Genomic DNA, 26,197 nt, shown 5'->3' on the forward strand with positions numbered 1-26,197 from the left:
TCGTCGATCACGCCGCCCGAGCGGCCGCGCTCGCTAAGCGAACGCTCAGTTGGCTGCCGATTGTTCCAGACGCACGACGACGGACTTGCTGGCGGGCGTGTTGCTGGTGTCGGCGGTGGCGTCCAGCGGCACCAGCACGTTCGTCTCCGGGTAGTACGCGGCCGCGCAGCCGCGTGCCGTCGGGTAGTGCACGACCCGGAAACCGGGGGCGCGCCGCTCCACGCCGTCCTTCCACTCACCGACCAGATCGGTGTACGAGCCGTCGGCGAGGCCGAGCTCGCGGGCGTCCTCGGGGTTGACGAGGACGACCCTGCGGCCGTTCTTGATGCCCCGGTAGCGGTCGTCCAGGCCGTAGATCGTGGTGTTGTACTGGTCGTGCGAGCGCAGCGTCTGCAGGAGTAGCCGGCCCTCGGGCAGCTTCGGGTACTCGACGGGCGCGGCCGTGAAGTTGGCCTTACCGGTGGCCGTGGGGAAGCGGCGCTCGTCGCGCGGGGCGTGCGGCAGCGCGAAGCCGTTCGGGTCGGCCACGCGCGCGTTGAAGTCCTCGAAGCCCGGGATCACTCGCGCGATGCGGTCGCGGACCGTGGCGTAGTCCTTCTCGAACTCCTCCCAGGGCGTGCGGGATTCGTCGCCGAGGACGCGGCGGGCGAGGCGGGCGACGATCGCGGGCTCGGACAGCAGGTGCTCGCTCGCGGGCTCCAGCCGGCCGCGAGAGGCGTGCACCATGCCCATGGAGTCCTCGACGGTCACGAACTGCTCGCCACTGCCCTGGAGATCGCGCTCGGTGCGGCCCAGCGTCGGCAGGATCAGGGCACGCGCGCCCGTGACGGCGTGCGAGCGGTTGAGCTTCGTCGACACGTGCACGGTGAGGCGGGCGCGGCGCATGGCCGCCTCGGTGACCTCGGTGTCGGGGGAGGCCGACACGAAGTTGCCACCCATCGCGAAGAAGACCTTCGCCTTGTCGTCACGCATGGCGCGGATGGCCCGTACGACGTCGTAGCCGTGGCCGCGCGGCGGGGCGAAGCCGAACTCCTTCTCCAGGGCGTCCAGGAAGGCGGGCGCGGGGCGCTCGAAGATGCCCATCGTGCGGTCGCCCTGCACGTTCGAATGGCCGCGCACCGGGCACACGCCCGCGCCCGGGCGGCCGATGTTGCCGCGCAGCAGAAGGAAGTTGACGACCTCGCGGATGGTCGGCACGGAGTGCTTGTGCTGCGTGAGGCCCATCGCCCAGCAGACGATGGTGCGCTCCGAGGCGAGGACCATGCGCAGGGCTTCGTCGATCTCCGCGCGCGTGAGGCCCGTCGCGGTGAGCGTCTCGTCCCAGTCGGCGGCGCGGGCGGCCTCCGCGAACTCCTCGTAGCCGTGGGTGTGTTCGTCGATGAAGGCCTTGTCGACGGCGCCCGACCCCGCGCCGGAGGCGCTGTTGGACTCAGCGAGGATCAGCTTGTTCAGGAGGCGGAAGAGGGCCTGGTCGCCGCCGATGCGGATCTGCAGGAACAGGTCGGTGAGCGCGGCGCCCTTGAACATGCCCTGGGGGGTCTGCGGGTTCTTGAAGCGCTCCATGCCCGCCTCGGGCAGCGGGTTCACCGTGATGATCCTCGCGCCGCCCGCCTTCGCCTTCTCCAGGGCGGAGAGCATGCGCGGGTGGTTCGTACCCGGGTTCTGCCCGGCGACGATGATCAGGTCGGCCTTGTAGAGGTCCTCCAGGAGGACGCTGCCCTTGCCGATGCCGATCGTCTCGTTCAGTGCGGAACCCGACGACTCGTGGCACATGTTGGAGCAGTCCGGCAGGTTGTTCGTGCCGAACTCGCGGGCGAACAGCTGGTACAGGAACGCCGCCTCGTTGCTCGTGCGCCCCGAGGTGTAGAACAGCGCCTCGTCGGGGGAGTCGAGGCCGGTGAGCTCCTCGGCGATGATGTCGAAGGCGCGCTCCCAGGGCACCGCCTCGTAGTGGTCGGCGCCTTCCGCGAGATACATGGGCTGGGTGAGACGGCCCTGCTGGCCCAGCCAGTAGCCGCTGCGGGTCGCGAGGTCGGCGACCGTGTGCGCGGCGAAGAAGTCCGGGGTCACCCGGCGCAGGGTGGCCTCCTCGGCGACCGCCTTCGCGCCGTTCTCGCAGAACTCCGCCGTGTGCCGGTGCTCCGGCTCGGGCCAGGCGCAGCCGGGGCAGTCGAAGCCGTCCTTCTGATTGACCCGCAGCAGCGTCAGCGCCGTGCGCTTCACACCCATCTGCTGCTGGGCCATGCGCAGGCTGTGCCCGACCGCGGGCAGTCCGGCGGCGGCGTGCTTCGGGCCGGCGACCTGTGGCGCGTCCTGAACCGGATCACTCTGGGGCGGCTTGCCGGCCATCTCGGCCTCCTCTTCGAGCACACGTATGAGGTACGTCCTCGATCCTCCCACGTGGTGGTGACAACGATCGCGGCCCGTCCGGGGCGATGATCGCGTGCGGTGTGAAAGGTGTGAGGGACACGGCGCGGGGGCGGTCGTGGAGGGCGGGGCGGGTCCGACTGTCAGTGGGGCGTGGCAGGATCGGGGGCGTGGCAGATTCAGCATCGAAGAAGACCGAGAAGACCTCCGGCGGCGGACGCCCGCGGCTGATGCTCATGGACGGGCATTCGCTGGCGTACCGAGCGTTCTTCGCGCTGCCCGCGGAGAACTTCACGACGGCGACGGGCCAGCCGACGAACGCGATCTACGGCTTCGCGTCGATGCTCGCCAACACGCTGCGCGACGAGGCGCCCACGCACTTCGCGGTGGCGTTCGACGTCTCGCGCAAGACATGGCGCTCCGAGGAGTTCACCGAGTACAAGGCGAACAGGTCGAAGACCCCGGACGAGTTCAAGGGCCAGGTCGAGCTGATCGGCGAGCTCCTCGACGCGATGCACGCCGAGCGGTTCGCCGTGGACGGCTTCGAGGCGGACGACATCATCGCCACGCTCGCCACCCAGGCCGAGGCCGCGGGCTTCGAGGTGCTGATCGTCACCGGCGACCGCGACTCCTTCCAGCTGGTCTCCGAGCACACCACCGTGCTCTACCCGACGAAGGGCGTCTCCGAGCTGACGCGGTTCACCCCGGAGAAGGTCTTCGAGAAGTACGGGCTGACGCCCGCGCAGTACCCCGACTTCGCGGCCCTGCGCGGCGACCCCTCCGACAACCTCCCGGGCATCCCCGGGGTCGGCGAGAAGACCGCCGCGAAGTGGATCAACCAGTTCGGGTCGTTCGCGGAGCTGGTCGAGCGCGCCGAGGAGGTCAAGGGCAAGGCCGGGCAGAACTTCCGCGACCACCTGGACGCGGTCAAGCTCAACCGTCGCCTCACGGAGATGGTGCGCGACGTCGAGCTGCCGAAGTCGGCCGCCGACCTGGAGCGCGCTCCGTACGACCGCACGGCCGTCGCGATGGTCCTGGACACCCTGGAGATCCGTAACCCCTCGCTGCGCGAGCGGCTGCTGGCCGTCGACCCCGGGGCGGAGGAGGCGGACGCCGGTCCGCCGGCCGCCGCGGGCGTTGCGGTGGACGGCACGGTCCTCGGCGCGGGCGAGCTCAAGCCGTGGCTCGCCGAGCACGGCACCGCGGTGCTGGGCGTCGCCACGGTCGACACCTGGGCGCTCGGCACGGGCTCGGTCGCCGAGGTCGCCCTCGCCGCGGCCGACGGCGCCGCCGCGTGGTTCGACCCGTCGGAGCTGGACGAGCCCGACGAGAACGCGTTCGCGGCGTGGCTCGCCGACCCCGACAAGCCCAAGGTGCTGCACAACGCGAAGGCCGTGATGCGGGTCTTCGCCGAGCACGGCTGGAGCATCGAGGGCGTCTCCATGGACACCGCGCTCGCCGCCTACCTCGTCAAGCCGGGCCGCCGCTCCTTCGACCTGGACGCGCTGTCCCTGGAGTACCTCGGCCGTGAGCTGGCGCCCGCCGCGACGGCCGACGGACAGCTCGCCTTCGGCGCCGACGAAGGGGCCGAGGCCGACGCGCTGATGGTGCAGGCCCGCGCGATCCTCGACCTGGGCGAGGCGTTCACCGAGCGCCTGAAGGAGGTCGGCGCGGCCGACCTGCTGCGTGACGTGGAGCTCCCCACCTCCGTGCTCCTGGCCCGCCTGGAGCGGCACGGCATCGCCGCCGACAAGGCCCACCTGGAAGCCATGGAGCAGATGTTCGCGGGCGCCGTCCAGCAGGCCGTGAAGGAGGCGCACGCGGCCGCCGGGCACGAGTTCAACCTCGGCTCGCCCAAGCAGCTCCAGGAAGTCCTCTTCGGCGAACTGGGCCTGCCCAAGACGAAGAAGACGAAGACCGGCTACACGACGGACGCCGACGCGCTCGCCTGGCTCGCCGGCCAGACCGACAACGAACTGCCGGTCATCATGCTCCGCCACCGCGAGCAGGCGAAGCTCCGCGTCACCGTCGAGGGCCTGATCAAGACGATCGCCGCGGACGGCCGCATCCACACCACGTTCCACCAGACGGTGGCCGCGACGGGCCGTCTCTCGTCGCAGGACCCGAACCTGCAGAACATCCCGGTCCGCACGGAGGAGGGCCGCGCGATCCGCCGCGGCTTCGTCGTCGGCGAGGGCTTCGAGTCCCTCATGACCGCCGACTACAGCCAGATCGAACTGCGCGTGATGGCCCACCTCTCCGAGGACGAGGGCCTCCTGGAGGCGTTCACCTCCGGCGAGGACCTGCACACCACCGTCGCCTCCCAGGTGTTCTCCGTGGAGGGCTCCGCGGTCGACGCGGAGATGCGCCGCAAGATCAAGGCCATGTCGTACGGCCTGGCGTACGGGTTGTCGGCCTTCGGCCTCTCCCAGCAGCTGAACATCGACGCCGGTGAGGCCCGCGCGCTGATGGACACGTACTTCGAGCGCTTCGGCGGCGTACGCGACTATCTGCGCCGGGCGGTCGACGAGGCGCGGGCGACGGGCTACACGGCGACGCTCTTCGGGCGCCGCCGCTACCTCCCCGACCTCAACAGCGACAACCGCCAGCGCCGCGAGGCGGCCGAGCGCATGGCTCTGAACGCGCCGATCCAGGGCACGGCGGCGGACATCGTCAAGATCGCCATGCTCAACGTGGACCGGGCCCTCCGGGAAGCCGACCTCAAGTCCCGCATGCTCCTCCAGGTCCACGACGAAATCGTCCTGGAGATCGCCCCGGGCGAGCGCGCGAAGACCGAGGAACTGGTCCGCCACGAGATGGCCAACGCGGTGCATCTCCGGGCTCCCCTGGATGTCTCGGTCGGCTCCGGCGCGGACTGGGAGTCGGCGGCCCACTAGCCCTCCACGGGGGCGCGGTATTCGGCTGCGGGTGGGTTTGCGCTGAGTCGCGCAGTTTCCCGCGCCCCTAGGTTTTTAGGGGCGCGGGAAACTGCGCACTCAGCCCAAACCCACCCGCGCCCGGCATCCAACGTCCCCCCGACCCCCCAACCCCCGGAGGGGCCCGTCACCCACGTGGCCCCCGACCACAAGCCCCCAGCGGAGCGCCCCGCAAGGATGCGGGCATGGGTCCTCACATACGACACATGCAGCGCGTGCGGTACGTACGACACTGCCGCACCGCCCTCGTCGCAGCCCTCGCCTCCGTGCTCCTCACCCCGGTTCCCGCCGTCGCGGCCACCGCGGCCAGCCCCAGAATCCCGGCCGGCGCCACGACCAGACGTGTCCCGGCCGACACCGCCGACTGGACCGACTGGACCGACCGGCGGCACTCCCGGCCGGGCGCCACAGGCCACCACGCCTCCTCTGCCGACCCCACCGACACCGTCACCTGCCAGGCCCCCCATGCCCCCGATCTGGCCGCCCGGCTGTCCCAGGACATCCAGGCGGCCCTGTCGTCGAGGGACGGCGCGGTCTCCGTGGCGGTGCAGGACGACTCCGGACTGACCTGCGCACGCGCCGGCGAGCGGCAGTACGACTCGGCGAGCGTCGTCAAGGTGCTGATCATGGAGGGACTGCTCCGCCGCGCCGAGGAGCTGGGGCGCCGGCTCACCCAGTGGGAGGAGACGAACGTACGCCCCATGATCGTCAGCTCAGACAACGACTCGGCCGTGCGCCTCTGGGCCGACCTTGGCCGCAGCTATCTGAACGACTTCCTCACCCGCGTCCGCACCAGCGCCACCCTCCTGGGCCCGGGCCGCTACTGGGGCCTCACCCGCACCACGGCCACCGACCAGCTGCGCCTGCTGGACGTACTGACGAACGCCCAGTCCTTCCTCCGCACCCGCGCCTACGGCCTGAAGCTGCTCTCCGAGGTCCGGGCGGACCAGCGCTGGGGCGTCCCCGCGGGCATGCCGCAGGGACTGACGGCACACGTCAAGAACGGCTGGCTGCCCAGAGCCACCCACGGCTGGCGCGTCCACAGCATCGGCGCCTTCACCGGCGAGGGCCGCAGCTACCGCATCGTCGTCCTGTCCCACGACAACCCGACGATGGCGTACGGCGTCCGCACCATCGAGCGCATAGCCCAGGCCGTCCACCGGGGCCTGGGGCAGGGCCGCGGTATCGGCCGCGACCTCACCCCGGAGACCGCGATCAGCGAGGAGTCGGACGGCTCGGCTCCGTACGAAGCGCTGCCGGGCTGGGACGAACCGGAGCCGGACGCCACACCCTGACCGCCACGCCGTACAGCGCGAGGCCGACGGCAAGACCCGCCCCCGCCCCGAAGCACACGGTGGGAATCAGCTCCCAGGGCTTCGCGCTCGCCGACCAGTGGTCCCACCAGCGCGTCGCCCGCCGCACCGCGGCCACCGTCGCGCAGCCACCGATCACGGCCGCAGCGAGCCACCGGTCCCGTACGGACAGCACCGGCACCCCCACGGGCTCCGTGTCGCGCTGCCGCCGCAGGGCGACCACCACGAAGGCCGCGATCACCACCGCGGCGACCGCCGAACCGCCGTACTGCAGATACCAGTAGAGCGGTGAGCCCGCGATCTCCTGCCCGAGGACCGGAAAGACCCGCATGCCCCACCGGTCGAGGTGCGTGAACGCATCCCACACCACATGCGTCAACGAACCGACCACCGCGGACACGTACCACCACAGGGCCAGTGAGGGCCGGACGCGGGCGCGCGGCGCACCGCAGCGCAGAAGAGCCCCGACCCGTCCCTGCCGGCCGCGCGGCAGCAGGGCCACCAACGGCTCGCGCAGCACCAGCCAGGCACCCACGAGCGCCCAGGCGACCAGTACGTCGACTGTGAACACCCCGGTGAAGGAGTGCGTGAAGTCGCCGAACTCCATCGCCTCCGGCAGCACACTCGCCGCGTAATAGGTCATGTCGGGCGCGAACGAACCGGCCACGAGCAGGGCCGGAACCAGTCGGCCGCGTCCGGTCCCGTCGGTGCGCACGGCCGGCAGGACGGCCGCGGCATGGCTGAGGGTGAACGGCAACGGGGCTCCTTGCGAACGACATTGACCGCCACCGACCGCGCGCGACGGCCTGTCGGCCATGAACGGTCCGGGCGATCCCTTGATCGATGACGCTCAGTATGCGGTCGGCAGTTCCCGTCGGTCCCGCATGCCTCCAGGACGCCAGGGCAGGAGAAACGGGATATGGCCAACCGGTGAAAAACGGGCACGAACGGGTGTCTGCGCAACGGAAGTTGTCGTAGGGTCGCCTGGGTCACCGTGCTGGGGAGTGCGGCCGGACAACAGGAAACGCGCGACGCGCGGGCGATCGTCCACGGGAGGGGTTCACGCAATGGCGGCGCAATTCGGCAGGCGAGTTGTCAAGGGGGCGGCAACCACCGCTGTGGCCGCGGTCGCGGTCGCGGCGCTGTCCGCGTCCCAGGCGCCGGGCGTGACCGACACCGCGCAGGGCAGACAGAACACCGGTTCCCAGCCCTCGTCCGACCCGGACGCCGACAACAGCGCCACCGGCAACTCGCCGTACTACACCGACCTCCCGCCGCTCAACAGCCCCACCCCGACGCCCACCACGGGCACCGGAACGCCGACCGGCACGGGTGAAGCCGAGGCCGGCATACCCGCGACCGTCCTCGACGCCTACAAGAAGGCCGAGACGGCGCTGGGTGAATCCAAGCCCGGCTGCAACCTGCCCTGGCAACTCCTCGCCGCCATCGGCAAGGTCGAGTCCGGCCAGGCACGCGGCGGCCGCGTCGACGCCAACGGCACCACGATCACCCCGATCCTCGGCCCGGTCCTCAACGGCAACGGCTTCGCGAGGATCACCGACACGGACGGCGGCGAGTACGACGGGGACACCACCCACGACCGTGCCGTCGGCCCCATGCAGTTCATTCCCTCCACCTGGGAGTGGTCGGGCCGCGACGGCAACGGCGACGGCAAGAAGGACCCCAACAACATCTACGACGCGGCCCTCGCCGCCGGCGGCTACCTGTGCCGGTTCGGCTGGGACCTGTCCGACAAGGCCGACCTCAGGCGCGCGATCCTCAGCTACAACAACTCGACGCACTACCTGAACACGGTCCTGTCGTGGCTGGAGTACTACCGCAAGGGCACCCACGAGGTCCCGGACGGCACGGGCACGCTGCCCTCCGGCCGCAGCGACGACAACAACGGGTCGAGCTCCTCCCCGACGCCGACCCCGCCGGGCACGACCCCGCCCGGCTCCCAGACGCCGGGCGGCGGCGGTTCCACCAGCCCGAGTCCGAAGCCGCCCACCACGACCCCGCCGCCGAGCACGCCGCCGACGACTCCGGCGCCTCCCACGCCCACCGACACGGTGGACCACCTGGAGGACGCGGGCACCGCCAAGCTCACCGCGACCGCGGGCGACGCCTTCGCCGAGAAGATCGCCACCCGCACCGAGACCGAGGCCGGCAAGGCCGTCGCGAAGGTCCGGGTCCGGTTCACGATCGTCGGCGACACCGACTCCGTCTTCACCGGCGGCGAGAGCGTCGCGACCGTCGTCACCAACAGCTCTGGCGTGGCCACCGCGCCCGCCCTCAAGGCAGGTGAGAAGACGGGCGACTTCACGGTCCGCGCCACCGTCGTCGGCCGTGCCGTCACCGGCCTCGACTACAGGGCGACGGTCACCGCGCGCCAGGCCGACGCCCTCGCTCGTACCAGCGACACCGCGCTGACCTGCGTCGCGGGCGGCGAGTTCGCGGACCAGGTCGAGCTGAAGGCGACCTACAAGGGTGCCGCCGCGGACGGCGTCGCGGCCACCGCCACGCTCATCAAGGCGGCGGATGACGCGACCGCCAACGACAAGGGCCCCTACTTCAAGGACACGGACGGCAAGACCGTACGGACCCTCACGGGCCTCAAGACGGACGCGAACGGTCTGTTGAAGCTCCCGAAGCTGTACGCGGACGACACGGCCGGCACGTTCCTGCTCCGCATCAACACCACCGGCGGCGCGACGCTGACGGTCGAGCTGAAGGTGACGGCGGCGGCAGCGACCGCCTCACCGAGCCCCTCCGCCTCGTAGCCTCGCAGGCCTTCAGAACGACGGTGCCCCTCCACCGACCTGGTGGAGGGGCACCGTCGTTCTGTGTGTGCAACGTGTTCTCATCTCGCCCGCCCGTTGCTACGGTGCCCGACCTGACGATGTATCAGCTTCGCTGAGTCGGGAGGCCCCGCATGCGTGCCCTGATCGCCGCCGCGACCGGTCTCGCCGTCGCGCTCGCGCTCGTCCTCACCGTCACGGCCATGGGTTCACCGGCGGGCGAGACGTCCCCCAAGCCGCTGCTCACCACCGTCCCCAGACACCCGTGACACACGCCCGCACCGCACGCCCATGACGCACACCCCCAACGCACAGGGAGGGCCGCCGAGATGCGCCGCAAGGCCAGCCTGATCCTGCTCGCCCTCGCCGTGTTCTTCGCGGCGCTGTCCCCGCTGATGCGCTGGTACGCCTTCCCGCGCCTCGCCAAGATCCCGGCCGACCAGTACCAGGACATGGTCCTGGAGGCGAAGGACGCGACCCTCCTCGACTACGGCACGATGAAGGCCAAGAAGGTCGACAAGGTCACCGTCGTACAGACCCTCAAGGGCAACGTCGAGGCCTCCGAGAAGATCGAGAAGACCGCGGGCCGCGACGTCGTCGTCTGGGACGGCCTCTCCTACGTCCAGGGCCCCGACGGCAAGATGGTCTCCAAGATCCCCGAGCGCTACATCTTCGACGCGCACACCCAGGAACCCGTCCACGCCACCGGCGAGATGGTCGACGGCGACCCGGTCAAACGCGAGGGCATCGAGTTCAAGTGGCCCTTCCTCACGGAGAAGAGGGACTACGAGTACTTCGACGCGCAGGCCCGTATCACCGCGCCGATCCACTACGAGGGCGAGCAGGACTTCCGGGGCGTAAACGTTTACTACTTCGAGCAGACCATCCCCTGGACCAAAGTGCCCTTCCCGAAGATCATGCCCGTCGAAGGCATCACTCCGGAGTCGGTCGCCAAGACGGGCACGACCCGCTGGTACACCACGGTCCGCAGGTTCTGGGTCGAACCCACCACCGGAGCACCCGTCTACGGAGAAGAGATCCACAAGGAGGAACTGCGCGGCGGCACCCTCCTCGGCGGCCGCGAGAAGGTGACCGCCTTCGCCGGGCACGTGAAGATGCGCGAGGACTACATCCGCTCGACGGTCGACCTGGTCAAGTCCCAGCGGCTGCTCGTCCTGCTGATGACCTCGTACCTGCCGTGGGGCTTCCTGGTCCTGGGCGCCGGCCTGCTGTCGCTCTCCCTCTACCTGGAGGCCCGCAGCCGCCGCCCCGGCGACCCCTCACCGACGGAGACCCGCGAACCGGAACCGGTCAGCGCCTGAGACGTGCGTTCGTGTGCCTGGTCGGTTCGGCGGTGGCGGGGTTCTCCGGCCACGGGTGCTTCGGATACCGGCCGCGCAGCTCCGCCCGCACGCCCCGGTAGCCGTCCCGCCAGAAGGACACCAGGTCGGCCGTCACGGCGGCCGGGCGGCCTGCCGGCGACAGCAGATGCACGACCACGGGCACCCCGGCGACGGCCGGGGACTCCCGCGCCCCGAACATCTCCTGCAACTTCACCGCCAGCACGGGCCGTTCGGGATCCGTGTAGTCGACCCGGATCCTGGACCCGCTCGGCACCTCGATGCGCTCGGGCGCCAACTCGTCGAACCGGGCCGCCTCCCCGGACGCCCACGGCAACAGCCGGCCCAACGCCTGCCCGGCGTCGATCCGCTCCAGATCGGCCCGCCGCCGTGCCCGGCCCAACTCCGGCTCCAGCCACTCGTCCACGCGCGCGTGCAGCGCGTCGTCCGACACATCGGGCCAAGGGGCACCGAGCCGGTGGTGGAGGAACCCCAGCCGCTGCCGCAGGACCCCGGCGTCCCGCGACCACCGCAGCACCCCGAACCCCTCGTCCCTCAACCCCTCAAGCAGCGCCTCCCGTACGAGCCCGGGCTCGGCGTTCCGCAACGGCCGCACCGCCAGCTCCACTGCGCCCAGCCGCTCGACCCGCCGTGCCACGACGTCCCCGTCGGCCCAGCGCACCTCGTCGCCCTTGCCGTACAGGGCTCCGGCCGCCTCGCGCGCGACCCCCTCGTCCACCACGGCCCCGAGCCGCACGCGCGCGTGCCCCGCACCGACGGGCCGGTCGGCGACGGCGACCGCGATCCACGAAGCGTCCCGCAGCCCACTCCCGTCACCCACCTCGGCCCGAGTACCGGACACCATGAGAAAGGAGCCCCCTTGCTTCCGGGCAACCCGCTCGGGAAAGGCGAGAGCGGCGACGAGCCCGACGGCGTGGTCGTCACCGGTCTGCGGTGTCCCGGGCGTGCCGTTCCCGCCCGGAGCGCCCCCGCTCGGAGCCTCCCCGCGCGGAGCGTCGGCGCGCGGTTCCCCCGGGCGACGGTCACGGGTGGTGTGTGGGCGGGAGAGACTTCGCACCGAAGGCGCGGGCGCCGACGCGGCCCGCAGCCGCCGAACCTCCGTACGCCACCGCCCGGCATACGCGTCACCCCCGCGCCGGGCACCCCTCAACGCCGACGCGAGGTCATCCCCGTACTCCCGCGGCGGCTCCTCACTCAAGAGGGCGACGACCTCCGCTGCACGCTCCGCACCCACGGAGTGCCCCGCGTCCAGCAACGCCCGCCCCAGCCGCGGATGCAGCCCGAGCCGCGACATCCGTACACCCCGCTCAGTCGGACGCCCGTCGGAGCCCACAGCGCCGATGGCCTCCAGAACGCCCCGAGCGGCCGCCATGGCGCCTCCCGGCGGAGGATCCAGCAGAGCCAGCCCCGAGGCGTCGGGATCGCCCCAGCAGGCCGCCTGGAGGGCGAACGCCGTCAGATCGGCCACCTTGATCTCCGGCGCCGGGAAACGCGACAGCCGCCCGTCCTCCGCCTCCGCCCAGCACCGGTACACCGCGCCCGGGGCCTCGCGCCCGGCGCGCCCCGCCCGCTGCCGGCCGGCCGCCTGCGAGGCCCGTACCGTCGCCAACGCGCTCAGCCCCCGCGCGTGATCGACCCGCGGCTCGCGGGCGAGACCGGAGTCCACGACCACCCGCACCCCCGGAACCGTCAGTGACGACTCGGCCACCGACGTCGAGAGGACCACCCGTCGCCGCGCACCCCCGGACAGCACCGCGTCCTGCACCGCCGCCGGCGCCCGACCGTGCACCTGAAGCACCTCGACATCACCGAGCCCGCCGAGCTGCCCGGCGACCCGCGCGATCTCCCCGACACCGGGCAGGAAGCACAGAACGTCCCCGTCGCGTTCGGAAAGCGCCCGCCGCACCACCGACGCCACATGCGTCAGCAGCACCGGGTCCACCCGCATGCCGTGCGGCGGCCGCACAGGGCGTACGGGCGGCGCCCAGACCACCTCGACCGGATGGGACACGCCCTGCGCCTCGACCACCGGCACCTCGCCCAGCAGCCTCGCCCACCCCTCGGCATCGGTCGTCGCGGAGGCGGCCACCAACCGCAGCTCGGGACGCAGAGCGGCCTGTACGTCCAACAGGAACGCGGCCACCGTGTCGGCGTCCAGATGCCGTTCGTGGCACTCGTCGAGCACGACCACGTCGACGCCCGCCAGCTCCTGGTCCCGCTGCAGCCGTTGCAGCAGCACACCGGTCGTGACGACCTCCACGCGCGCGCGTGGACCGACCACCCGCTCCCCGCGCACCGTGTACCCGACGCTCTCGCCGACCTTTTCGTCGAGCAGCCACGCCATCCGCCGCGCGGCCGCCCGAGCCGCGATCCGCCGCGGCTCGGCGACCACGACACGGCGTACGGGCCCGTCGCCGACCAGACCGGCGAGCACGAGCGGCACGAGGGTCGTCTTGCCGGTGCCGGGCGGCGCGACGAGCACGGCACCGCCGTGCGCGTCCAGGGCGTCGCCCAGGCCGGGCAGCGCACCGCGTACGGGCAGAAGGTCCAGAGCGTCGTAACGGATCACATGCTCAGTCTCTCCCCCAGCCTCCGGCCGGGGGTGCCCCATCTAGCTTCGCTCGCACACGAAGATCGCCGACCCCGGGATGAGGTTTCCCCGAAGGGGCGACCAGCCGCCCCACTCCTGGGTGTTCCAGGCGGGCCACTGCGGCTCGACCAGGTCGACCAGCCGGAAACCGCCCGCGACCACGTCCCGGACGCGGTCACCGACCGTCCTGTGGTGCTCGACGTACACCGCGCGGCCCGTGTCGTCCTGCTCGACGTACGGCGTGCGGTCGAAGTACGAAGAGGTCACGGTCAGCCCCTCGGGGCCGGGCTCGTCGGGGAAGGCCCAGCGGATCGGGTGCGTGACGGAGAAGACGAACCGGCCGCCGGGCCGCAGCACCCTGTGGACCTCCCACAGGACCTTCACGGGGTCCGCGACGAACGGCATCGCCCCGTAGGCGGAGCACGCGAGGTCGAAGGAGGCGTCCGCGAACGGGAGTGCGCCGGCGTCCGCCTCCACGAGCCCCACCCCCTTGGCGCCGATCCGCAGCGCGTGCTGGAGCTGTCGGTGCGAGAGGTCCAGGGCGACCGGACGGGCCCCCTGGGCGGCCAGCCAGCGCGAGCACTGGGCGGCACCCGCGCCGATCTCCAGGACGTCCTTTCCGGCCAGTTCCTCCATCGGTCCGAGCAACTCGGCCTCGATCTCGTCGAGGCCCTCGGGGCCCCACACGAATCGGTCGTCGCCGAGGAACGTGCCGTGCTCGACCTGGTACTCGTCCGCGTTCCGGTCCCACCAGCCACGATTGGCGCGGGTGCTCTCGCCGGACCCCGCCTCCCGTCGTGTCGCCTCGGGCTCGAACGGTTCGGGCTCTTGGATGATCGGCTCCCTCGTACTAATCTGCGGTCTCTTCCGTCCGACCCGTCCGCGGCGGCCGTCACGCAAGGGGTGCCGCAGGGCCCTGGTGGCCTCGTGAGACGGGTCTTGTGCCGGGTATGCGGCGTTCCGCCCCGGGTGTGCGCCTTCGCGCATTGACCCTGTCCGGCTGCCCCCGTATGCTACAAGTTGCGCTGCGGGCCTGCGCTCCTCAGACGTAGCAGGCTGCGCTCGCATCTGTTGTATGTCCCCTCGGTTTTCGAGGCGCCACCGGCAAGTGTTCGTCATAGAACACGCCCGGATTCGGCGCTTCCTTGGCTGTCCGGCTTCTTCAGAGCGAAACGGGCTCCCGGCGTAAGCAGTACCTACGACTCACTGTCCGTACCGGAGCCCTTACCCACATGACGAGCAGCACCGAGACCACCGCCACCACCCCGCAGGTTGCGGTCAACGACATCGGTAACGAGGAAGCCTTCCTCGCCGCGATCGACGAGACGATCAAGTACTTCAACGACGGCGACATCGTCGACGGCGTCATCGTGAAGGTCGACCGGGACGAGGTCCTGCTCGACATCGGTTACAAGACCGAAGGTGTCATCCCGAGCCGCGAGCTCTCGATCAAGCACGACGTCGACCCGAACGAGGTCGTCAAGGTCGGCGACGAGATCGAAGCCCTTGTTCTCCAGAAGGAGGACAAGGAAGGCCGCCTGATCCTCTCGAAGAAGCGCGCCCAGTACGAGCGCGCCTGGGGCACCATCGAGAAGATCAAGGAAGAGGACGGCATCGTCACCGGCACCGTCATCGAGGTCGTCAAGGGTGGTCTCATCCTCGACATCGGCCTCCGTGGCTTCCTGCCGGCTTCTCTCGTCGAGATGCGCCGTGTCCGCGACCTCCAGCCCTACGTGGGCAAGGAGCTCGAGGCGAAGATCATCGAGCTGGACAAGAACCGCAACAACGTGGTCCTGTCCCGCCGCGCCTGGCTCGAGCAGACCCAGTCCGAGGTTCGCCAGACGTTCCTCACCACCCTGCAGAAGGGTCAGGTCCGCTCCGGCGTCGTCTCCTCGATCGTCAACTTCGGTGCGTTCGTGGACCTGGGTGGCGTCGACGGTCTCGTCCACGTCTCCGAGCTCTCCTGGAAGCACATCGACCACCCCTCCGAGGTTGTCGAGGTCGGCCAGGAAGTCACCGTCGAGGTCCTCGACGTCGACATGGACCGCGAGCGTGTCTCCCTGTCGCTCAAGGCGACGCAGGAAGACCCGTGGCAGCAGTTCGCCCGTACGCACCAGATCGGTCAGGTCGTCCCGGGTAAGGTCACCAAGCTCGTTCCCTTCGGTGCGTTCGTGCGCGTCGACGAGGGCATCGAGGGTCTGGTCCACATCTCCGAGCTGGCCGAGCGCCACGTGGAGATCCCGGAGCAGGTCGTCCAGGTCAACGACGAGATCTTCGTCAAGGTCATCGACATCGACCTCGAGCGTCGCCGGATCTCGCTGTCCCTGAAGCAGGCCAACGAGTCCTTCGGTGCCGACCCGGCCTCGGTCGAGTTCGACCCGACGCTCTACGGCATGGCCGCGTCGTACGACGACCAGGGCAACTACATCTACCCCGAGGGCTTCGACCCCGAGACCAACGACTGGCTCGAGGGCTACGAGTCCCAGCGCGAGGTGTGGGAGAACCAGTACGCCGAGGCGCAGACGCGCTTCGAGCAGCACCAGGCTCAGGTCATCAAGTCCCGCGAGGCGGACGCCCAGGCCGAGGCCGAGGGTGTCACCACCCCGGGTGCGGCTCCGGCCGCCTCCGGTGGCAGCGGTGGCGGCGGTTCGTACTCCTCGGAGTCGGACGACAACTCCGGCGCCCTGGCGTCGGACGAGGCGCTGGCCGCCCTCCGCGAGAAGCTGGCCGGAGGCCAGAGCTGATCGCACACCTCTAGGCAGTGACTAGCTGGTGACTGCGGGCCCGCACCCTTCTGGGTGCGGGCCCGCAGTGCGTTGAAACGTTGACCTCGCCCGGACCGGGCTCTGTCGTGCCTGGCGCCTGGCGCCTGGGGCCTGGGGCCTGGGGCCTGACGCCAGGCGCCCGGTGCCTGGTGTCTGCTGCCCGGTGCCCGGTGCCCGGCGTCGGCGGCGGCGTTCAGCCGGCCGAAAGCTCGCGGTTGCAGAAACTTGCGGGATACATGAATAACTGACGGGCCGTAACCGGCCATTGGGAGGCTTCCTCGGTCGTTCAAGATCGAGAAGGGGAGCCCCCGTCATGGCACAGCCTCAGAGCGGTCCTGGTACGAGTCGGCGTTCGTTCCTGCGCAAGGTGGGCCTCACCGGCGGCGCGGGCACGATGTTCGCCACCATGGGAGCCCTCGGCCTCGCCCCCACGGCCCAGGCAGCCCAGCGCGAACAGCCCTTCCACGCCCCGAAGCCGAGCGACTTCACGCTCACCGGACGCGGCGCGGCCAAGGTGGTCGTCGTCGGCGGCGGCATCGCCGGCCTCACGACCGCGTACGAACTCTGCAAGGCGGGCTACGACTGTACGGTCCTGGAGGCCAGAGACCGCACCGGTGGCCGCAACTTCACGGTGCGGGGCGGCGATACCACCACCGACCTGTACGGCAACCGGCAGACGGCCCGCTTCGGCGACGGGCAGTACATGAACGCGGGCCCGGCCCGTCTGCCCCAGTGGATGGTCACTCTCGACTACTGCCGCGAACTCGGCGTCCCGGTCGAGGTGTTCACCAACGTCAACGCGGACGCGTACCTCTTCAACGAGTCGGCCGGCATGACCGAGCCGATGCGGTACCGCACGGCGAAGGCCGATGTCTACGGGTACGTCTCGGAGTTGCTCGCCAAGGCCACCGACACGGGCGCCCTCGACGCGGAGTTGACCGCCGCCGACCGGGAGAGGCTCGTCGAGTTCCTCAAGGACTTCGGCGACCTGGGAGACACACTGGACTACACGGGCGGCGAGCGCCGAGGCTACGAGGTCGTCCCCGCGGCCGCGGGCACCCCCGGTGTGCTCCTGGGTGATGTCCCGTCCGCCTCCGAGGTGTTCGCGAGCGGCGTCGGCCGCTACTTCTCCTTCGAGTTCGGCTTCGACCAGGCGATGCTCATGTTCCAGCCGGTCGGCGGCATGGACCGGATACCGCACGCCCTGACGAGGGCGATCGGGGGCCATCGCATACGCACGGGGGCCGTCGTTTCGAAGATCACCGACAAGGGGAGCGGCGTCACCGTCACGTACACCCAGAGCGGCCGGACTAGGAGCGTCGACGCCGACTACTGCGTCGGCGCGCTGCCGCCCAACATCCTCGCCAGGATCCCGCACAACCTCGGCGCGGGCGTACAGACCGCGCTGGAGGCGATCACCCCGTCGTCCGCGGGCAAGATCGGCCTGGAGTACCGCTCCCGCTGGTGGGAGCTCGACCACCGGATCTACGGCGGCATCACCGAGACCGACCAGGACGTCACCCACATCTGGCACCCGTCCCACGGCTTCCACGGCGAGCGCGGCGTCATGATCGGCTACTACAACTACGGGGCCGACGCGGACGCGTACGCGAAACTCACGCCCAAGGAGCGCGAGACGCGTGCGGTCGCCGCGGGAGTGAAGATCTACGGGGCGAAGTACCGCACCGAACTGGCGTCCTCCTTCTCCCACCACTGGCGCCAGACACCCCACCTGGAGGCCGCCTGGCACGACACCGCAGGCGGCCCCGACCACGCCCGCTACAAGCCGCTCAACGAGCCGACGGGACGTGTCTACTTCGCCGGCGACTGGCTCAGCTACACGGATGCCTGGCAGCACGGCGCGTTCACGTCCGCCCGCAAGGCCGTCACCGCACTCCACGCGCGCGTGCTGGCGTCGTAGCACCGGCGTGGCGTTGTCACGGCCTCGCTGCACCGGCATGGCGTCGTTGCACTGTCATGGCAAGGTCAAGCGCGGTCGCAGCGGATGAGAAGCAGGTAAAAGGGGGCAGCGAACCGGCGTGAGCGGGGAATGCTCGTGTCCTGGTCCGCGTTGTGGAGTACGAACACGAGGAGGAGCGGTCACTGTGCTTGATCCGCAGGGTTTGTACGCATGGGAGCCGAAGGGCCTGGCTGTCGTCGACATGGCGCTCGCCCAGGAGTCGGCCGGTCTTGTCATGCTCTACCACTTCGACGGATACATCGACGCGGGCGAGACCGGCGACCAGATCGTCGACCGGCTGCTCGACTCGCTGCCCCATCAGGTCGTGGCCCGCTTCGACCACGACAGGCTCGTGGACTACCGCGCCCGGCGCCCGCTCCTGACGTTCAGGAGCGACCGCTGGGCCGACTACGAGGAGCCCACGCTGGACGTGCGGCTCGTCCAGGACGCCACCGGCGCGCCGTTCCTGCTGCTCTCCGGCCCCGAGCCGGACGTGGAGTGGGAGCGCTTCGCCGCGGCCGTCCAGCAGATCGTGGAGCGCCTCGGCGTGCGCCTGTCCGTGAACTTCCACGGCATTCCCATGGGCGTACCGCACACGCGTCCCGTGGGCCTCACGCCGCACGGCAACCGCACGGATCTCGTCCCGGGCCATCGCAGCCCCTTCGACGAAGCCCAGGTCCCTGGCAGCGCCGAGTCGCTGGTCGAGTACCGCCTGATGCAGGCCGGACACGACATCCTGGGCGTCGCCGCCCACGTGCCGCACTACATCGCCCGTTCCCCGTACCCGGACGCGGCGCTGACCGTCATGGAGGCCATCACCGCGGCCACCGGTCTGGTCCTGCCCGGGATCGCGCACTCCCTGCGCACCGAGGCGCACCGCACGCAGACCGAGATCGACCGGCAGATCCAGGAGGGCGACGAGGAACTCGTCGCGCTCGTCCAGGGACTTGAGCACCAGTACGACGCCGCCGCGGGCGCCGAGACGCGGGGCAACATGATGGCCGAGCCGGTCGAGATTCCGTCTGCGGACGAGATCGGGCTCGAATTCGAGAAGTTCCTGGCGGAGCGGGAGGGCGACGCGTGAGCGCTCCGCTTTGAGCCCGTATTCGTCCGCGGGTCGGTTGTGGCTTGTCGCGCAGTTCCCCGCGCCCCTGTGGGGCGCCCCGTCGGCGTGATTCCGATGGTGGGGCCTAAGCTCGTGGGCATGTTGAAGGTGGGCCTGACCGGTGGGATAGGTGCCGGCAAGAGTGAGGTGTCGCGGCTGCTCGTGGAGCACGGCGCCGTGTTGATCGACGCCGACAGGATCGCGCGGGAGGTCGTCGCGCCGGGAACCGCGGGACTCGCGGCGGTGGTGGACGCCTTCGGCGAGGACGTGCTCGCCGAGGACGGCAGCCTGGACCGGCCCAAGCTCGGGTCGATCGTCTTCGCGGACGCCGAGAAGCTAGCCGTGCTGAACTCGATCGTGCACCCCCTGGTCGGCGCCCGCTCCCGCGAGCTCGAAGAGGCCGCCACGGAGGACTCCGTGGTCGTGCACGACGTCCCCCTGCTCGCCGAGAACGGCCTCGCGCCCCTCTACGACCTCGTGATCGTCGTCGACGCGAGCCCCGAGACCCAGCTCGACCGGCTCGTGCGGCTGCGCGGCATGACCGAGGAGGACGCCCGCGCCCGCATGGCCGCCCAGGCCACGCGCGACAAGCGCCTGGAGATCGCGGACGTCGTCATCGACAACGACGTACCACTGGAAGCCCTGCAGCGGCGCGTACGGGACGTGTGGGCGGATCTGGTCCGGCGGGCCCGGGCGGCCTCGGAATAGTGGGCCCCTCGGGGGCGTTGACTCCGTGCAGTGAGGGAAGGACTCTGCCGTGCCCGAGACCAGCGGATTCACCGGACGTACTCCGGAGACGCATGTCATCGACTTCCGTGCCGCCGAGCAGTTGCTGGCCGCGCGGGATCCGCGGGGTGCGGTGAAGCTGCTGGACCGAGTCATCGCCGCACACCCCGAGAACACCGCGGCCCGGCTGCTGCGCGCGCGTGCCTTCTTCGCGGCGGCGCAACTGCGGCCCGCCGAGCTGGAGTTCACCATCGTGCTGGAGCGCGAGCCGGACAACGCGTTCGCGCACTTCGCGCTCGCCCGCACCTATGAGCGCTCCGGCCGCTCCGACCAGGCCCTACGCCACTTCAGGCTCGCCGCGGCGCTGGATCCGCAGCCGGAGTATCTGGCTGCGGCGCGGTTCGACTCCTGAGGCGTGGTACGAGTTCTGGGGCGCGGGGACGACTCCTGACGTGAGGCCGTTGGCGCTGAGAGCCTGAGAGCCCTGAGAGCTGGGCGGTGCCTGAGAGCTGGGCGGCGAAGTGCGCGCCCTAGAGGCGGTGTTCCGGCGGTCGGTACGGCGGGATGTCGGGGCCAGGCTGGTAGTGGGGCCCCTGGCGGATGTGCCTGAGGACCATCGACAGATCGACGGTGACGATCAGCCACAGCACTCCGCAGGCGATCGCCCAGCCCGGCCGCCCGGCGACAAGGAACGCGACCGTCCCCGCGATCGCCCAGACCAGCCCCCACACACTGAGCCACAGGCGCGCCCGCAGCACACTGCGTGCAGTCGACGGTTCACTACCCGTACGCATCGGGACCACTACTCCTACCGGGAAACGTACTCTTCGTGGTGCACGTTCACCAAGAGGCGGACGAACGGGGAGCAACTGTGCTGGTGGAGGAGCTGCGGGCGGACGAGAGGCTCGCCGGATGGCTGAGGGACCTGGAGAGCGAGGGCGAGCCCGACGGCCCACGGGCGGAGGACGCCCTGCCGGACGCGATCGCGCTGCCGGACATCCTGCTCGACCTGTCCGTGCCGCACGAGTACGTCAACGAACTCGTCGCGCTGCGCGGCAGGCTGGTGGCGGACCCGGAGGCGATGACGCTGCTGCGGCGGTGCGTCGCCAGGTTCGTACGCGGCATGGGGGAGATCGGCAAGGGGTGGGAGCCGCCCGCGTTCCCGGAGTCCACCGGAGCGCTGGGGCGCACCTTCCATGTGTTCGTCTTCCTCGCCGCGCTGCCGTATGTGCGCGCCTATCACCTGCAGCGGGGCGTTCCGGCGGACGTGTCCCGGCGCACCCTCGCCGACCTGGGCCGGCACATGGCCGTGCACCGGCGACGCGTCGGCACCAGCGGGCTGCTGGTGCCCTGGTGGATCGGGCTGCACTTCCACGGGGAGCTGTACCAGCTGGGGCGGCTGCAGTTCCAGCGCGCGCGGCTCGGCGGCCACACGGGGGAGGCGGCCTCGGCCGCGGGACTCGACACCGGCCCCGGAGACCTCTGTCTGAGCGTGCACATCGCCGACTTCCGGGGGCCCCTGTCACCGGAGGCCTGCGACCAGTCGCTGGACCTGGCACGGGAGTTCTTCGCCCGCCACTACCCGGACGAGCGCTACGCGGTGGCGGAATGCCACTCCTGGCTGCTCGACCGGCAGTTGCAGCGGTACCTCCCGGCGGACTCCAACATCGTGAGTTTCCAGGAGCGGTTCCGGATCGCGTACGAGGAGACGAAGGCCGACGACAAGGGTCCCGTGGGATTCGTCTTCGGCGACCCGGAGCTGCCGGTGGAGGGGTTGCCGCGGCGCACCAGGGTCGAGCGGGCGGTCGGGGACCATCTGCGGGCGGGCGGCCACTGGTACGGCGGACATGGCTGGTTCGCGTGGTGACTGACCGGACCGCGGACCGCGGACCGAAGGAACCGAAAGATTTGTGATCGGCTCACGCCGGTAACGGTCAACTACCGGTCAGTTCCTGGCCAGTTCGAGGTGTCACTCGAACGGGTGGTGTGGGCGGTGGTGGGAACGAGGCGGCGGGCACGGGCCGTTGGGCTGGTATGACGATCGAGATGCGTGAGGGATACGAAGGGACAGGACCCGGCGCCATCACGCCGGACGGCTGCGCGGTGGAGCTGTACTCGCGGCTGTCCGTCGGGGACGAGCCGGACATCATCGCCGGGGCCGTGCCGGCGGGGGCGCACATTCTCGAACTGGGCAGCGGTGTGGGGCGCATGACCCACCCCCTCCTGGAGCGGGGCTTCACGGTGACGGCGGTGGACGAGTCGGCCGAGATGCTGGAGCGGGTGCGTGGGGCGCGCACGATATGCAGCCCCATCGAGACGCTCGACCTGGCGGGGGAGAAGTTCGACGTGGTGATGCTCGCGTCGTTCCTCGTGCACAACGGAGACGACGAGGTGCGCCGCGGGATGCTCGACGCCTGCCGGAGCCATGTCGCGGACGACGGGTGCGTGCTGATCCAGCGCGAGGGCGAGGACTACCACACGAATCTGCCGCGCGAGCGGGAGGACCCGAGCGGGTTCACGATCCGGATGCTGTCGGCGGAGCCGGTCGGGAACGGGGTCAACTCGGTGCGGGCGGAGTACGTGTTCCCGGACGCGGTGTGGACGCAGACGTTCCTCGCCCGGCCGCTCACGAAGGAGGCGTTCGAGGAGGCGCTGGGGGAGGCGGGGCTGAAGGTCGACCGGTATCTGACGGAGGACCGGGTGTGGGTGCGGGCTGTGCCGGCGTGAGGGCCTGACGGTCTGTCGGTCGGCGGGTCCGTCGGTCGGTGAGCCTGTCGGCCGGTGAGTCTGTCGACTTGCGGGTCAGCCGACTTGCGGGTCTGACGGTCCGAAGCGGACGAAGCCCCTTTGCGGGCAACGAGTTCTTCGTGTGGCGATGAGTTTCGGACACAGGGCCGGTCTTCCTCTGTGACAGCAACGCGCACCGCTTCACACAGGAGACCCCCATGTTCGAGACCACCGCCACTGCCACCGCCACCGCCACCTCCGGCACCCGCACCGGCACCGTCATCGCCGAGTCCGCGACCGCTCGTGGCCGTCGTGCCCGCCTCGCCCTGCGGGGACTGCAGGTGCTGCTCGCCCTCTTCTACGCGTTCGCGAGCGCGCTGCCCAAGCTCATCGCGCACCCCTCGGCGGCCGAGGTGTTCAACGAGATGGGCTGGGGCAGCGCGGGGATGTACAGCATCGGTGCGCTCGAACTGGCCGGTGCCGTCGCTCTGTTGATCCCGGTGCTCTCGTCGGTGGCGGCGGTGTCGCTGGGCGCGCTGATGGTGGGCGCGTTCATCACCCAGGTCACCGTGTTCGGAGGGGAGAACGCGGCGACCCCGCTCATCCTGATACTTCCGCTGGCGCTCATAGCCTGGGCCCGGCGGAGGGATGCCGCCGAGCTGCCGAGGCTGGTCGGCCGACGCGCCTGATGGCGGACGGAGTCCGGTCGGCGTCCTGCGGGCCACCCCAAGGGCCCTGCCGGACGCGGTGCCGGGTGCCGGGGTCTGCGGGGACGCCCCTTCAGGGGCGCGGGGAACTGCGCGACCAGCCACGGACGGCCCGCACCCGGTGCACCCGACTTGCCAAGATCAAGAGGTAGGTGCCCCGGGGCCGCCATCAGGCGCCCCAAGCCCCCGCAGACGTTCCAGCTCGCGCCGGTCCCGCTTGGTGGGCCGCCCCGCGCCCCGGTCGCGGACACCCGCAGGGGCGACGGCCTCGCGAGGCGGAGGCGGCGGACTGTTGTCGACAAGGCACTCGGCGGCGACCGCCGCCCCCACCCGCTTGCGGATCACACGTTTCACGACGACGACCCGCTCCCGGCCGTCGTGCCGCAACCGGACCTCGTCGCCGACGCGGATGGTGTGCGCGGGCTTGACGCGTTCGCCGTTCACCCGGACATGGCCTCCGCGGCAGGCGGTGGCGCCCATCGAACGGGTCTTCACGAGGCGTACGGACCAGATCCAGCTGTCGACGCGCACGGTCTCGCCGTTCGCGGGCGCGGCCGCTTTCGCGGCCACCTTCGCGTCGGCCGCGGCGGCGTCGGAGCCGCCTGCGCCGGTCCCGTCCTTGCCGTTCCCCTGAGTCCCTGAAGCCATGGTCCGACCTTAGTCCTCGACGGACAGGCAGTCGGAACCGTTTTCCGCCGGGCATACCGTGGGGGTATGGATCAGGAGCGCCGTGGGGGTATGGATCAGGAGCGCAGCCTGGCCGAGCTGGACGAGCGGATCGCCGGGTGCCGGGCCTGCCCGCGGCTCGTCGACTGGCGGGAGGAGGTGGCCCGGACGAAACGGGCCGCCTTCGCGGACTGGACGTACTGGGGCCGCCCGGTGCCGGGCTTCGGGCCGCCGGACGCCTCGCTGCTGGTGGTCGGACTCGCGCCCGCGGCACACGGCGGGAACCGCACCGGGCGGATGTTCACGGGCGACCGGTCCGGGGACGTGCTGTACGCGGCGCTGCACGAGGTGGGGCTGGCGTCCCAGGCCACGTCCGTGAGCATCGACGACGGGCTGGCCCTCCACGGCGTACGCGTCACCTCGCCCGTGCACTGCGCGCCGCCCGCCAACAAGCCCACACCGGAGGAGCGGGACACCTGTCGGCCCTGGCTGGTGAGCGAGCTGCGGCTGCTCAGGCCCACCCTCCGCGCGGTCGTCGTGCTCGGTGCCTTCGGCTGGCAGGCCGCGCTGCCCGCGTTCGCCGAGGCGGGGTGGACGGTGCCCCGGCCCCGCCCGGCCTTCGCGCACGGGGCACGGGTCACGTTGGACGGCCCCGACCGGCCACTGGAGCTCTTCGGCTGCTTCCACGTCAGCCAGCGCAACACCTTCACGGGGCGGCTCACCCCCGAGATGCTGCGCAACGTGCTGCGCACGGCGGCGAAGGCGGCGGACCTACCGACCCGGACGTACGAGGGCTAGAGCCCCGGGCGTGACCAGCAACGGACGGCCCGCAGCGGCGGGTATGCGGCGGGTACCGCGTTGCCGTGGAGCGCTCAGCGTCGCGCCCGGTCCCGTTCGCCCGCCGACTGCACGAACTGCAGCTCAAGGGTGGCCGGGGGAGGCGCGACACCGGGGCCGCCGGCCCGCGCCCAGCGGAGTATCTCGTCGGTGCAGTCGTCGCCCATCGACCAGCCGATCCAGACGGGCCGGCCGCCTCGCCTGCGGCCCTCGCCCGACGGCTGTACGACGATGATGTTGGCCTGATCGCACGGGCCGAGGCAGTCCGTCGTACGGACCGCGAGGCGGCCGCCGGAGGCCTCGGCCGCGGCGCGCAGCCGGTCCAGCTGCCACTCGTGGTCGTAGTCCGGGTACTTGCGCGCATCGCCGCAGCAGCAGCCGCGGCAGACGACGAGCGTGCAGGGACGGGTCCTCGCGGCACCGATGGCCGTACGGACGGTCACGCTTCTCCCTCGGAGCCGGAGCCGGGGTTGGCATTGGCATGGGAGACGGCGCCGGGGCCAGGGCCGCTGTCGCTGTCGCTGTCGCCGAAGAGGTGGCGCACCGTCGAGCGGTAGTTGGCCTGTACGTGGGCCAGGGCGTGGGCGCGGGCCCGCTCACGGTCGCCGGAGGCGATGGCAGCGTACAACTCGCGGTGTTCTGCGAGGAGTTGGGGCCACTCCTCGTTCTGGCGGGTGAGCCAGCGCAGCCGGCCGTCGACCGGCTCCATCACGGAGATCAGCAGGCTGTTCCCGGCCATCGCCAGGATCCGGTCGTGGAAACGGGTGTTGATGTCGGTGATCGCCTCAGCGTCGTCCGCGCGGGTCGCGGTCGCCGCGCGGTCGAGGAGCTCCTCCAGCTCGGCGAGATCGGCCCGGGTGGCGCGCTGCGCGGCCAGACCTGTGGCGTACACCTCCAGGGCCTCGCGCAGTTCAAAGAGTTCCGCGACGTCCGTCGGGGTCAGGCGGCGTACGACCGTACGTCGCGGGGTCTCGAAGAGGACGAAACCCTCGGCGACCAGGGCCCGGATCGCCTCGCGGACCGGTACACGGGAGACCCCGAACCGCTCGGCCAGCTCGCGCTCGACCAGCCGGTCGCCGGGCAGCAGCCGCCCGGCGATGATCTCCTGCCGCAGCGAGCCGAGGACCCGCTCGCGTACCGCCCCCAGCGGTTCCACCGTTGTCATGGGTCCATCCTCGCCGAACCAGGGACGGTTTTACCGAGCTGTAACCGTACGGACATGGCGAGATGTCGTCGGTGGCGAGACCATGACGTCAGTTTGGTATACCAAAACTGTAAGCGGCTGCTCCCCGGCCTCAGGCCGCAGCCTCCCCACGTCCCACACCCCACGCCACCA

The 26,197-nt window shown here is 71.0% G+C and carries 22 protein-coding genes; 14 read left to right on the forward strand and 8 right to left on the reverse strand.

Annotation, left to right across the window (positions count from 1 at the left end; genetic code table 11):
- Positions 1–45: 45 nt before the first annotated feature.
- Positions 46–2,349: an FdhF/YdeP family oxidoreductase gene (locus ACZ5VQ_RS14470; protein WP_469105376.1), complete on the reverse strand. Its 2,304-nt coding sequence runs from the start codon at positions 2,347–2,349 to the stop codon at positions 46–48.
- 188 nt (positions 2,350–2,537) lie between these two features.
- Here ACZ5VQ_RS14470 and polA point away from each other — a divergent pair, with 188 nt between their 5' ends.
- Both polA and ACZ5VQ_RS14480 read left to right on the forward strand, forming a co-directional pair.
- Positions 2,538–5,264 (forward strand): DNA polymerase I, encoded by a 2,727-nt coding sequence (gene polA / locus ACZ5VQ_RS14475; RefSeq protein ID WP_469105157.1) that lies wholly within the window; start codon positions 2,538–2,540, stop codon positions 5,262–5,264.
- A 245-nt stretch (positions 5,265–5,509) separates the two neighbouring features.
- Positions 5,510–6,598, forward strand: a complete 1,089-nt coding sequence (locus ACZ5VQ_RS14480; RefSeq protein WP_469105158.1) for a serine hydrolase — start codon at positions 5,510–5,512, stop codon at positions 6,596–6,598.
- Here the strand turns inward: ACZ5VQ_RS14480 and ACZ5VQ_RS14485 are convergent.
- A complete protein-coding gene (locus tag ACZ5VQ_RS14485) occupies positions 6,519–7,373 on the reverse strand; it encodes a DUF4184 family protein (protein ID WP_469105159.1) in 855 nt (284 codons plus the stop codon). The genes ACZ5VQ_RS14480 and ACZ5VQ_RS14485 overlap by 80 nt on opposite strands.
- Before the next feature lie 310 nt (positions 7,374–7,683).
- On the opposite strand from ACZ5VQ_RS14485, the gene ACZ5VQ_RS14490 reads away from it, so the two are divergent.
- The 3 genes from ACZ5VQ_RS14490 (at position 7,684) to pgfA (ending at position 10,739) form a co-directional block, all read left to right on the forward strand.
- Positions 7,684–9,399 carry a lytic transglycosylase domain-containing protein gene (locus ACZ5VQ_RS14490; protein WP_469105160.1) on the forward strand — a complete coding sequence of 572 codons (1,716 nt, stop codon included), beginning with the start codon at positions 7,684–7,686 and terminating at the stop codon, positions 9,397–9,399.
- Positions 9,400–9,551: 152 nt separating this feature from the next.
- Positions 9,552–9,686 carry an SPW_0924 family protein gene (locus ACZ5VQ_RS14495; RefSeq protein WP_469105161.1) on the forward strand — a complete coding sequence of 45 codons (135 nt, stop codon included), beginning with the start codon at positions 9,552–9,554 and terminating at the stop codon, positions 9,684–9,686.
- Between the two features lie 60 nt (positions 9,687–9,746).
- On the forward strand, positions 9,747–10,739 hold the full coding sequence (gene pgfA, locus ACZ5VQ_RS14500) for a cell envelope lipid trafficking protein PgfA (RefSeq protein WP_469105162.1): 993 nt from the start codon (positions 9,747–9,749) through the stop codon (positions 10,737–10,739).
- On the opposite strand, the gene ACZ5VQ_RS14505 is transcribed toward pgfA, so the two are convergent.
- Together ACZ5VQ_RS14505 and ACZ5VQ_RS14510 are read right to left on the reverse strand one after the other, a co-directional pair.
- The gene (locus tag ACZ5VQ_RS14505; RefSeq protein ID WP_469105163.1) at positions 10,729–13,347 is read right to left on the reverse strand and encodes an ATP-dependent RNA helicase; all 2,619 of its coding nucleotides are present in this window, start codon (positions 13,345–13,347) and stop codon (positions 10,729–10,731) included. The two genes, pgfA and ACZ5VQ_RS14505, sit on opposite strands and share 11 nt — an antisense overlap.
- A 42-nt stretch (positions 13,348–13,389) precedes the next feature.
- The gene (locus tag ACZ5VQ_RS14510) at positions 13,390–14,355 is read right to left on the reverse strand and encodes a class I SAM-dependent methyltransferase (protein WP_469105164.1); all 966 of its coding nucleotides are present in this window, start codon (positions 14,353–14,355) and stop codon (positions 13,390–13,392) included.
- A 245-nt stretch (positions 14,356–14,600) separates the two neighbouring features.
- On the opposite strand from ACZ5VQ_RS14510, the gene rpsA reads away from it, so the two are divergent.
- The 5 genes from rpsA (at position 14,601) to ACZ5VQ_RS14535 (ending at position 20,336) form a co-directional block, all read left to right on the forward strand.
- Positions 14,601–16,112 carry a 30S ribosomal protein S1 gene (rpsA, locus tag ACZ5VQ_RS14515; RefSeq protein ID WP_362074233.1) on the forward strand — a complete coding sequence of 504 codons (1,512 nt, stop codon included), beginning with the start codon at positions 14,601–14,603 and terminating at the stop codon, positions 16,110–16,112.
- Positions 16,113–16,527: 415 nt separating this feature from the next.
- Positions 16,528–18,054: a flavin monoamine oxidase family protein gene (locus ACZ5VQ_RS14520; protein WP_469105377.1), complete on the forward strand. Its 1,527-nt coding sequence runs from the start codon at positions 16,528–16,530 to the stop codon at positions 18,052–18,054.
- 184 nt (positions 18,055–18,238) lie between these two features.
- Entirely contained in the window at positions 18,239–19,177 is a 939-nt protein-coding gene (locus ACZ5VQ_RS14525) for a PAC2 family protein (protein ID WP_362074236.1), read from the forward strand.
- Between the two features lie 120 nt (positions 19,178–19,297).
- A complete protein-coding gene (gene coaE, locus ACZ5VQ_RS14530) occupies positions 19,298–19,906 on the forward strand; it encodes a dephospho-CoA kinase (RefSeq protein ID WP_469105165.1) in 609 nt (202 codons plus the stop codon).
- A gap of 49 nt (positions 19,907–19,955) precedes the next feature.
- Positions 19,956–20,336 (forward strand): tetratricopeptide repeat protein, encoded by a 381-nt coding sequence (locus ACZ5VQ_RS14535; RefSeq protein ID WP_055617514.1) that lies wholly within the window; start codon positions 19,956–19,958, stop codon positions 20,334–20,336.
- A 118-nt stretch (positions 20,337–20,454) separates the two neighbouring features.
- Here the strand turns inward: ACZ5VQ_RS14535 and ACZ5VQ_RS14540 are convergent, their stop codons facing one another.
- Entirely contained in the window at positions 20,455–20,718 is a 264-nt protein-coding gene (locus ACZ5VQ_RS14540) for a DUF6343 family protein (RefSeq protein ID WP_469105166.1), read from the reverse strand.
- A 35-nt stretch (positions 20,719–20,753) separates the two neighbouring features.
- Between ACZ5VQ_RS14540 and ACZ5VQ_RS14545 the strand changes: the two genes are divergently transcribed.
- From ACZ5VQ_RS14545 to ACZ5VQ_RS14555, 3 genes are all read left to right on the forward strand, one after another.
- The gene (locus tag ACZ5VQ_RS14545; protein WP_469105167.1) at positions 20,754–21,791 is read left to right on the forward strand and encodes an acyltransferase domain-containing protein; all 1,038 of its coding nucleotides are present in this window, start codon (positions 20,754–20,756) and stop codon (positions 21,789–21,791) included.
- A 167-nt stretch (positions 21,792–21,958) separates the two neighbouring features.
- Positions 21,959–22,651 (forward strand): class I SAM-dependent methyltransferase, encoded by a 693-nt coding sequence (locus ACZ5VQ_RS14550; RefSeq protein WP_469105168.1) that lies wholly within the window; start codon positions 21,959–21,961, stop codon positions 22,649–22,651.
- Positions 22,652–22,869: 218 nt separating this feature from the next.
- Positions 22,870–23,340 (forward strand): DoxX family protein, encoded by a 471-nt coding sequence (locus tag ACZ5VQ_RS14555; RefSeq protein WP_469105169.1) that lies wholly within the window; start codon positions 22,870–22,872, stop codon positions 23,338–23,340.
- 159 nt (positions 23,341–23,499) lie between these two features.
- On the opposite strand, the gene ACZ5VQ_RS14560 is transcribed toward ACZ5VQ_RS14555, so the two are convergent.
- On the reverse strand, positions 23,500–24,006 hold the full coding sequence (locus ACZ5VQ_RS14560) for an RNA-binding S4 domain-containing protein (RefSeq protein ID WP_469105170.1): 507 nt from the start codon (positions 24,004–24,006) through the stop codon (positions 23,500–23,502).
- 66 nt (positions 24,007–24,072) lie between these two features.
- On the opposite strand from ACZ5VQ_RS14560, the gene ACZ5VQ_RS14565 reads away from it, so the two are divergent.
- The gene (locus ACZ5VQ_RS14565; protein WP_469105171.1) at positions 24,073–24,822 is read left to right on the forward strand and encodes a uracil-DNA glycosylase; all 750 of its coding nucleotides are present in this window, start codon (positions 24,073–24,075) and stop codon (positions 24,820–24,822) included.
- Positions 24,823–24,896: 74 nt separating this feature from the next.
- Here the strand turns inward: ACZ5VQ_RS14565 and ACZ5VQ_RS14570 are convergent, their stop codons facing one another.
- Complete coding sequence (locus tag ACZ5VQ_RS14570; protein WP_469105172.1) at positions 24,897–25,304, reverse strand: (2Fe-2S) ferredoxin domain-containing protein; 408 nt, start codon at positions 25,302–25,304, stop codon at positions 24,897–24,899.
- Positions 25,301–26,026 carry a GntR family transcriptional regulator gene (locus ACZ5VQ_RS14575; protein ID WP_469105173.1) on the reverse strand — a complete coding sequence of 242 codons (726 nt, stop codon included), beginning with the start codon at positions 26,024–26,026 and terminating at the stop codon, positions 25,301–25,303. The genes ACZ5VQ_RS14570 and ACZ5VQ_RS14575 overlap by 4 nt, the downstream gene beginning before the upstream one ends.
- Positions 26,027–26,197: the final 171 nt, after the last annotated feature.

Source organism: Streptomyces sp. NPDC033178, assembly GCF_055577685.1.

Excerpts from the sequence above, each read along its gene's own strand:
- pgfA (WP_469105162.1), top strand. The coding sequence starts at position 9,747 with ATGCGCCGCAAGGCCAGCCTGATCCTGCTCGCCCTCGCCGTGTTCTTC.
- ACZ5VQ_RS14520 (WP_469105377.1), top strand. The coding sequence starts at position 16,528 with ATGTTCGCCACCATGGGAGCCCTCGGCCTCGCCCCCACGGCCCAGGCA.
- ACZ5VQ_RS14480 (WP_469105158.1), top strand. The coding sequence starts at position 5,510 with ATGCAGCGCGTGCGGTACGTACGACACTGCCGCACCGCCCTCGTCGCA.
- coaE (WP_469105165.1), top strand. The coding sequence starts at position 19,298 with ATGTTGAAGGTGGGCCTGACCGGTGGGATAGGTGCCGGCAAGAGTGAG.
- ACZ5VQ_RS14555 (WP_469105169.1), top strand. The coding sequence starts at position 22,870 with ATGTTCGAGACCACCGCCACTGCCACCGCCACCGCCACCTCCGGCACC.
- rpsA (WP_362074233.1), top strand. The coding sequence starts at position 14,601 with ATGACGAGCAGCACCGAGACCACCGCCACCACCCCGCAGGTTGCGGTC.
- ACZ5VQ_RS14550 (WP_469105168.1), top strand. The coding sequence starts at position 21,959 with ATGACGATCGAGATGCGTGAGGGATACGAAGGGACAGGACCCGGCGCC.
- ACZ5VQ_RS14565 (WP_469105171.1), top strand. The coding sequence starts at position 24,073 with ATGGATCAGGAGCGCCGTGGGGGTATGGATCAGGAGCGCAGCCTGGCC.
- ACZ5VQ_RS14510 (WP_469105164.1), bottom strand. The coding sequence starts at position 14,355 with ATGCGCGAAGGCGCACACCCGGGGCGGAACGCCGCATACCCGGCACAA.
- ACZ5VQ_RS14560 (WP_469105170.1), bottom strand. The coding sequence starts at position 24,006 with ATGGCTTCAGGGACTCAGGGGAACGGCAAGGACGGGACCGGCGCAGGC.
- ACZ5VQ_RS14490 (WP_469105160.1), top strand. The coding sequence starts at position 7,684 with ATGGCGGCGCAATTCGGCAGGCGAGTTGTCAAGGGGGCGGCAACCACC.
- ACZ5VQ_RS14575 (WP_469105173.1), bottom strand. The coding sequence starts at position 26,026 with ATGACAACGGTGGAACCGCTGGGGGCGGTACGCGAGCGGGTCCTCGGC.
- ACZ5VQ_RS14540 (WP_469105166.1), bottom strand. The coding sequence starts at position 20,718 with ATGCGTACGGGTAGTGAACCGTCGACTGCACGCAGTGTGCTGCGGGCG.
- ACZ5VQ_RS14470 (WP_469105376.1), bottom strand. The coding sequence starts at position 2,349 with ATGGCCGGCAAGCCGCCCCAGAGTGATCCGGTTCAGGACGCGCCACAG.
- ACZ5VQ_RS14495 (WP_469105161.1), top strand. The coding sequence starts at position 9,552 with ATGCGTGCCCTGATCGCCGCCGCGACCGGTCTCGCCGTCGCGCTCGCG.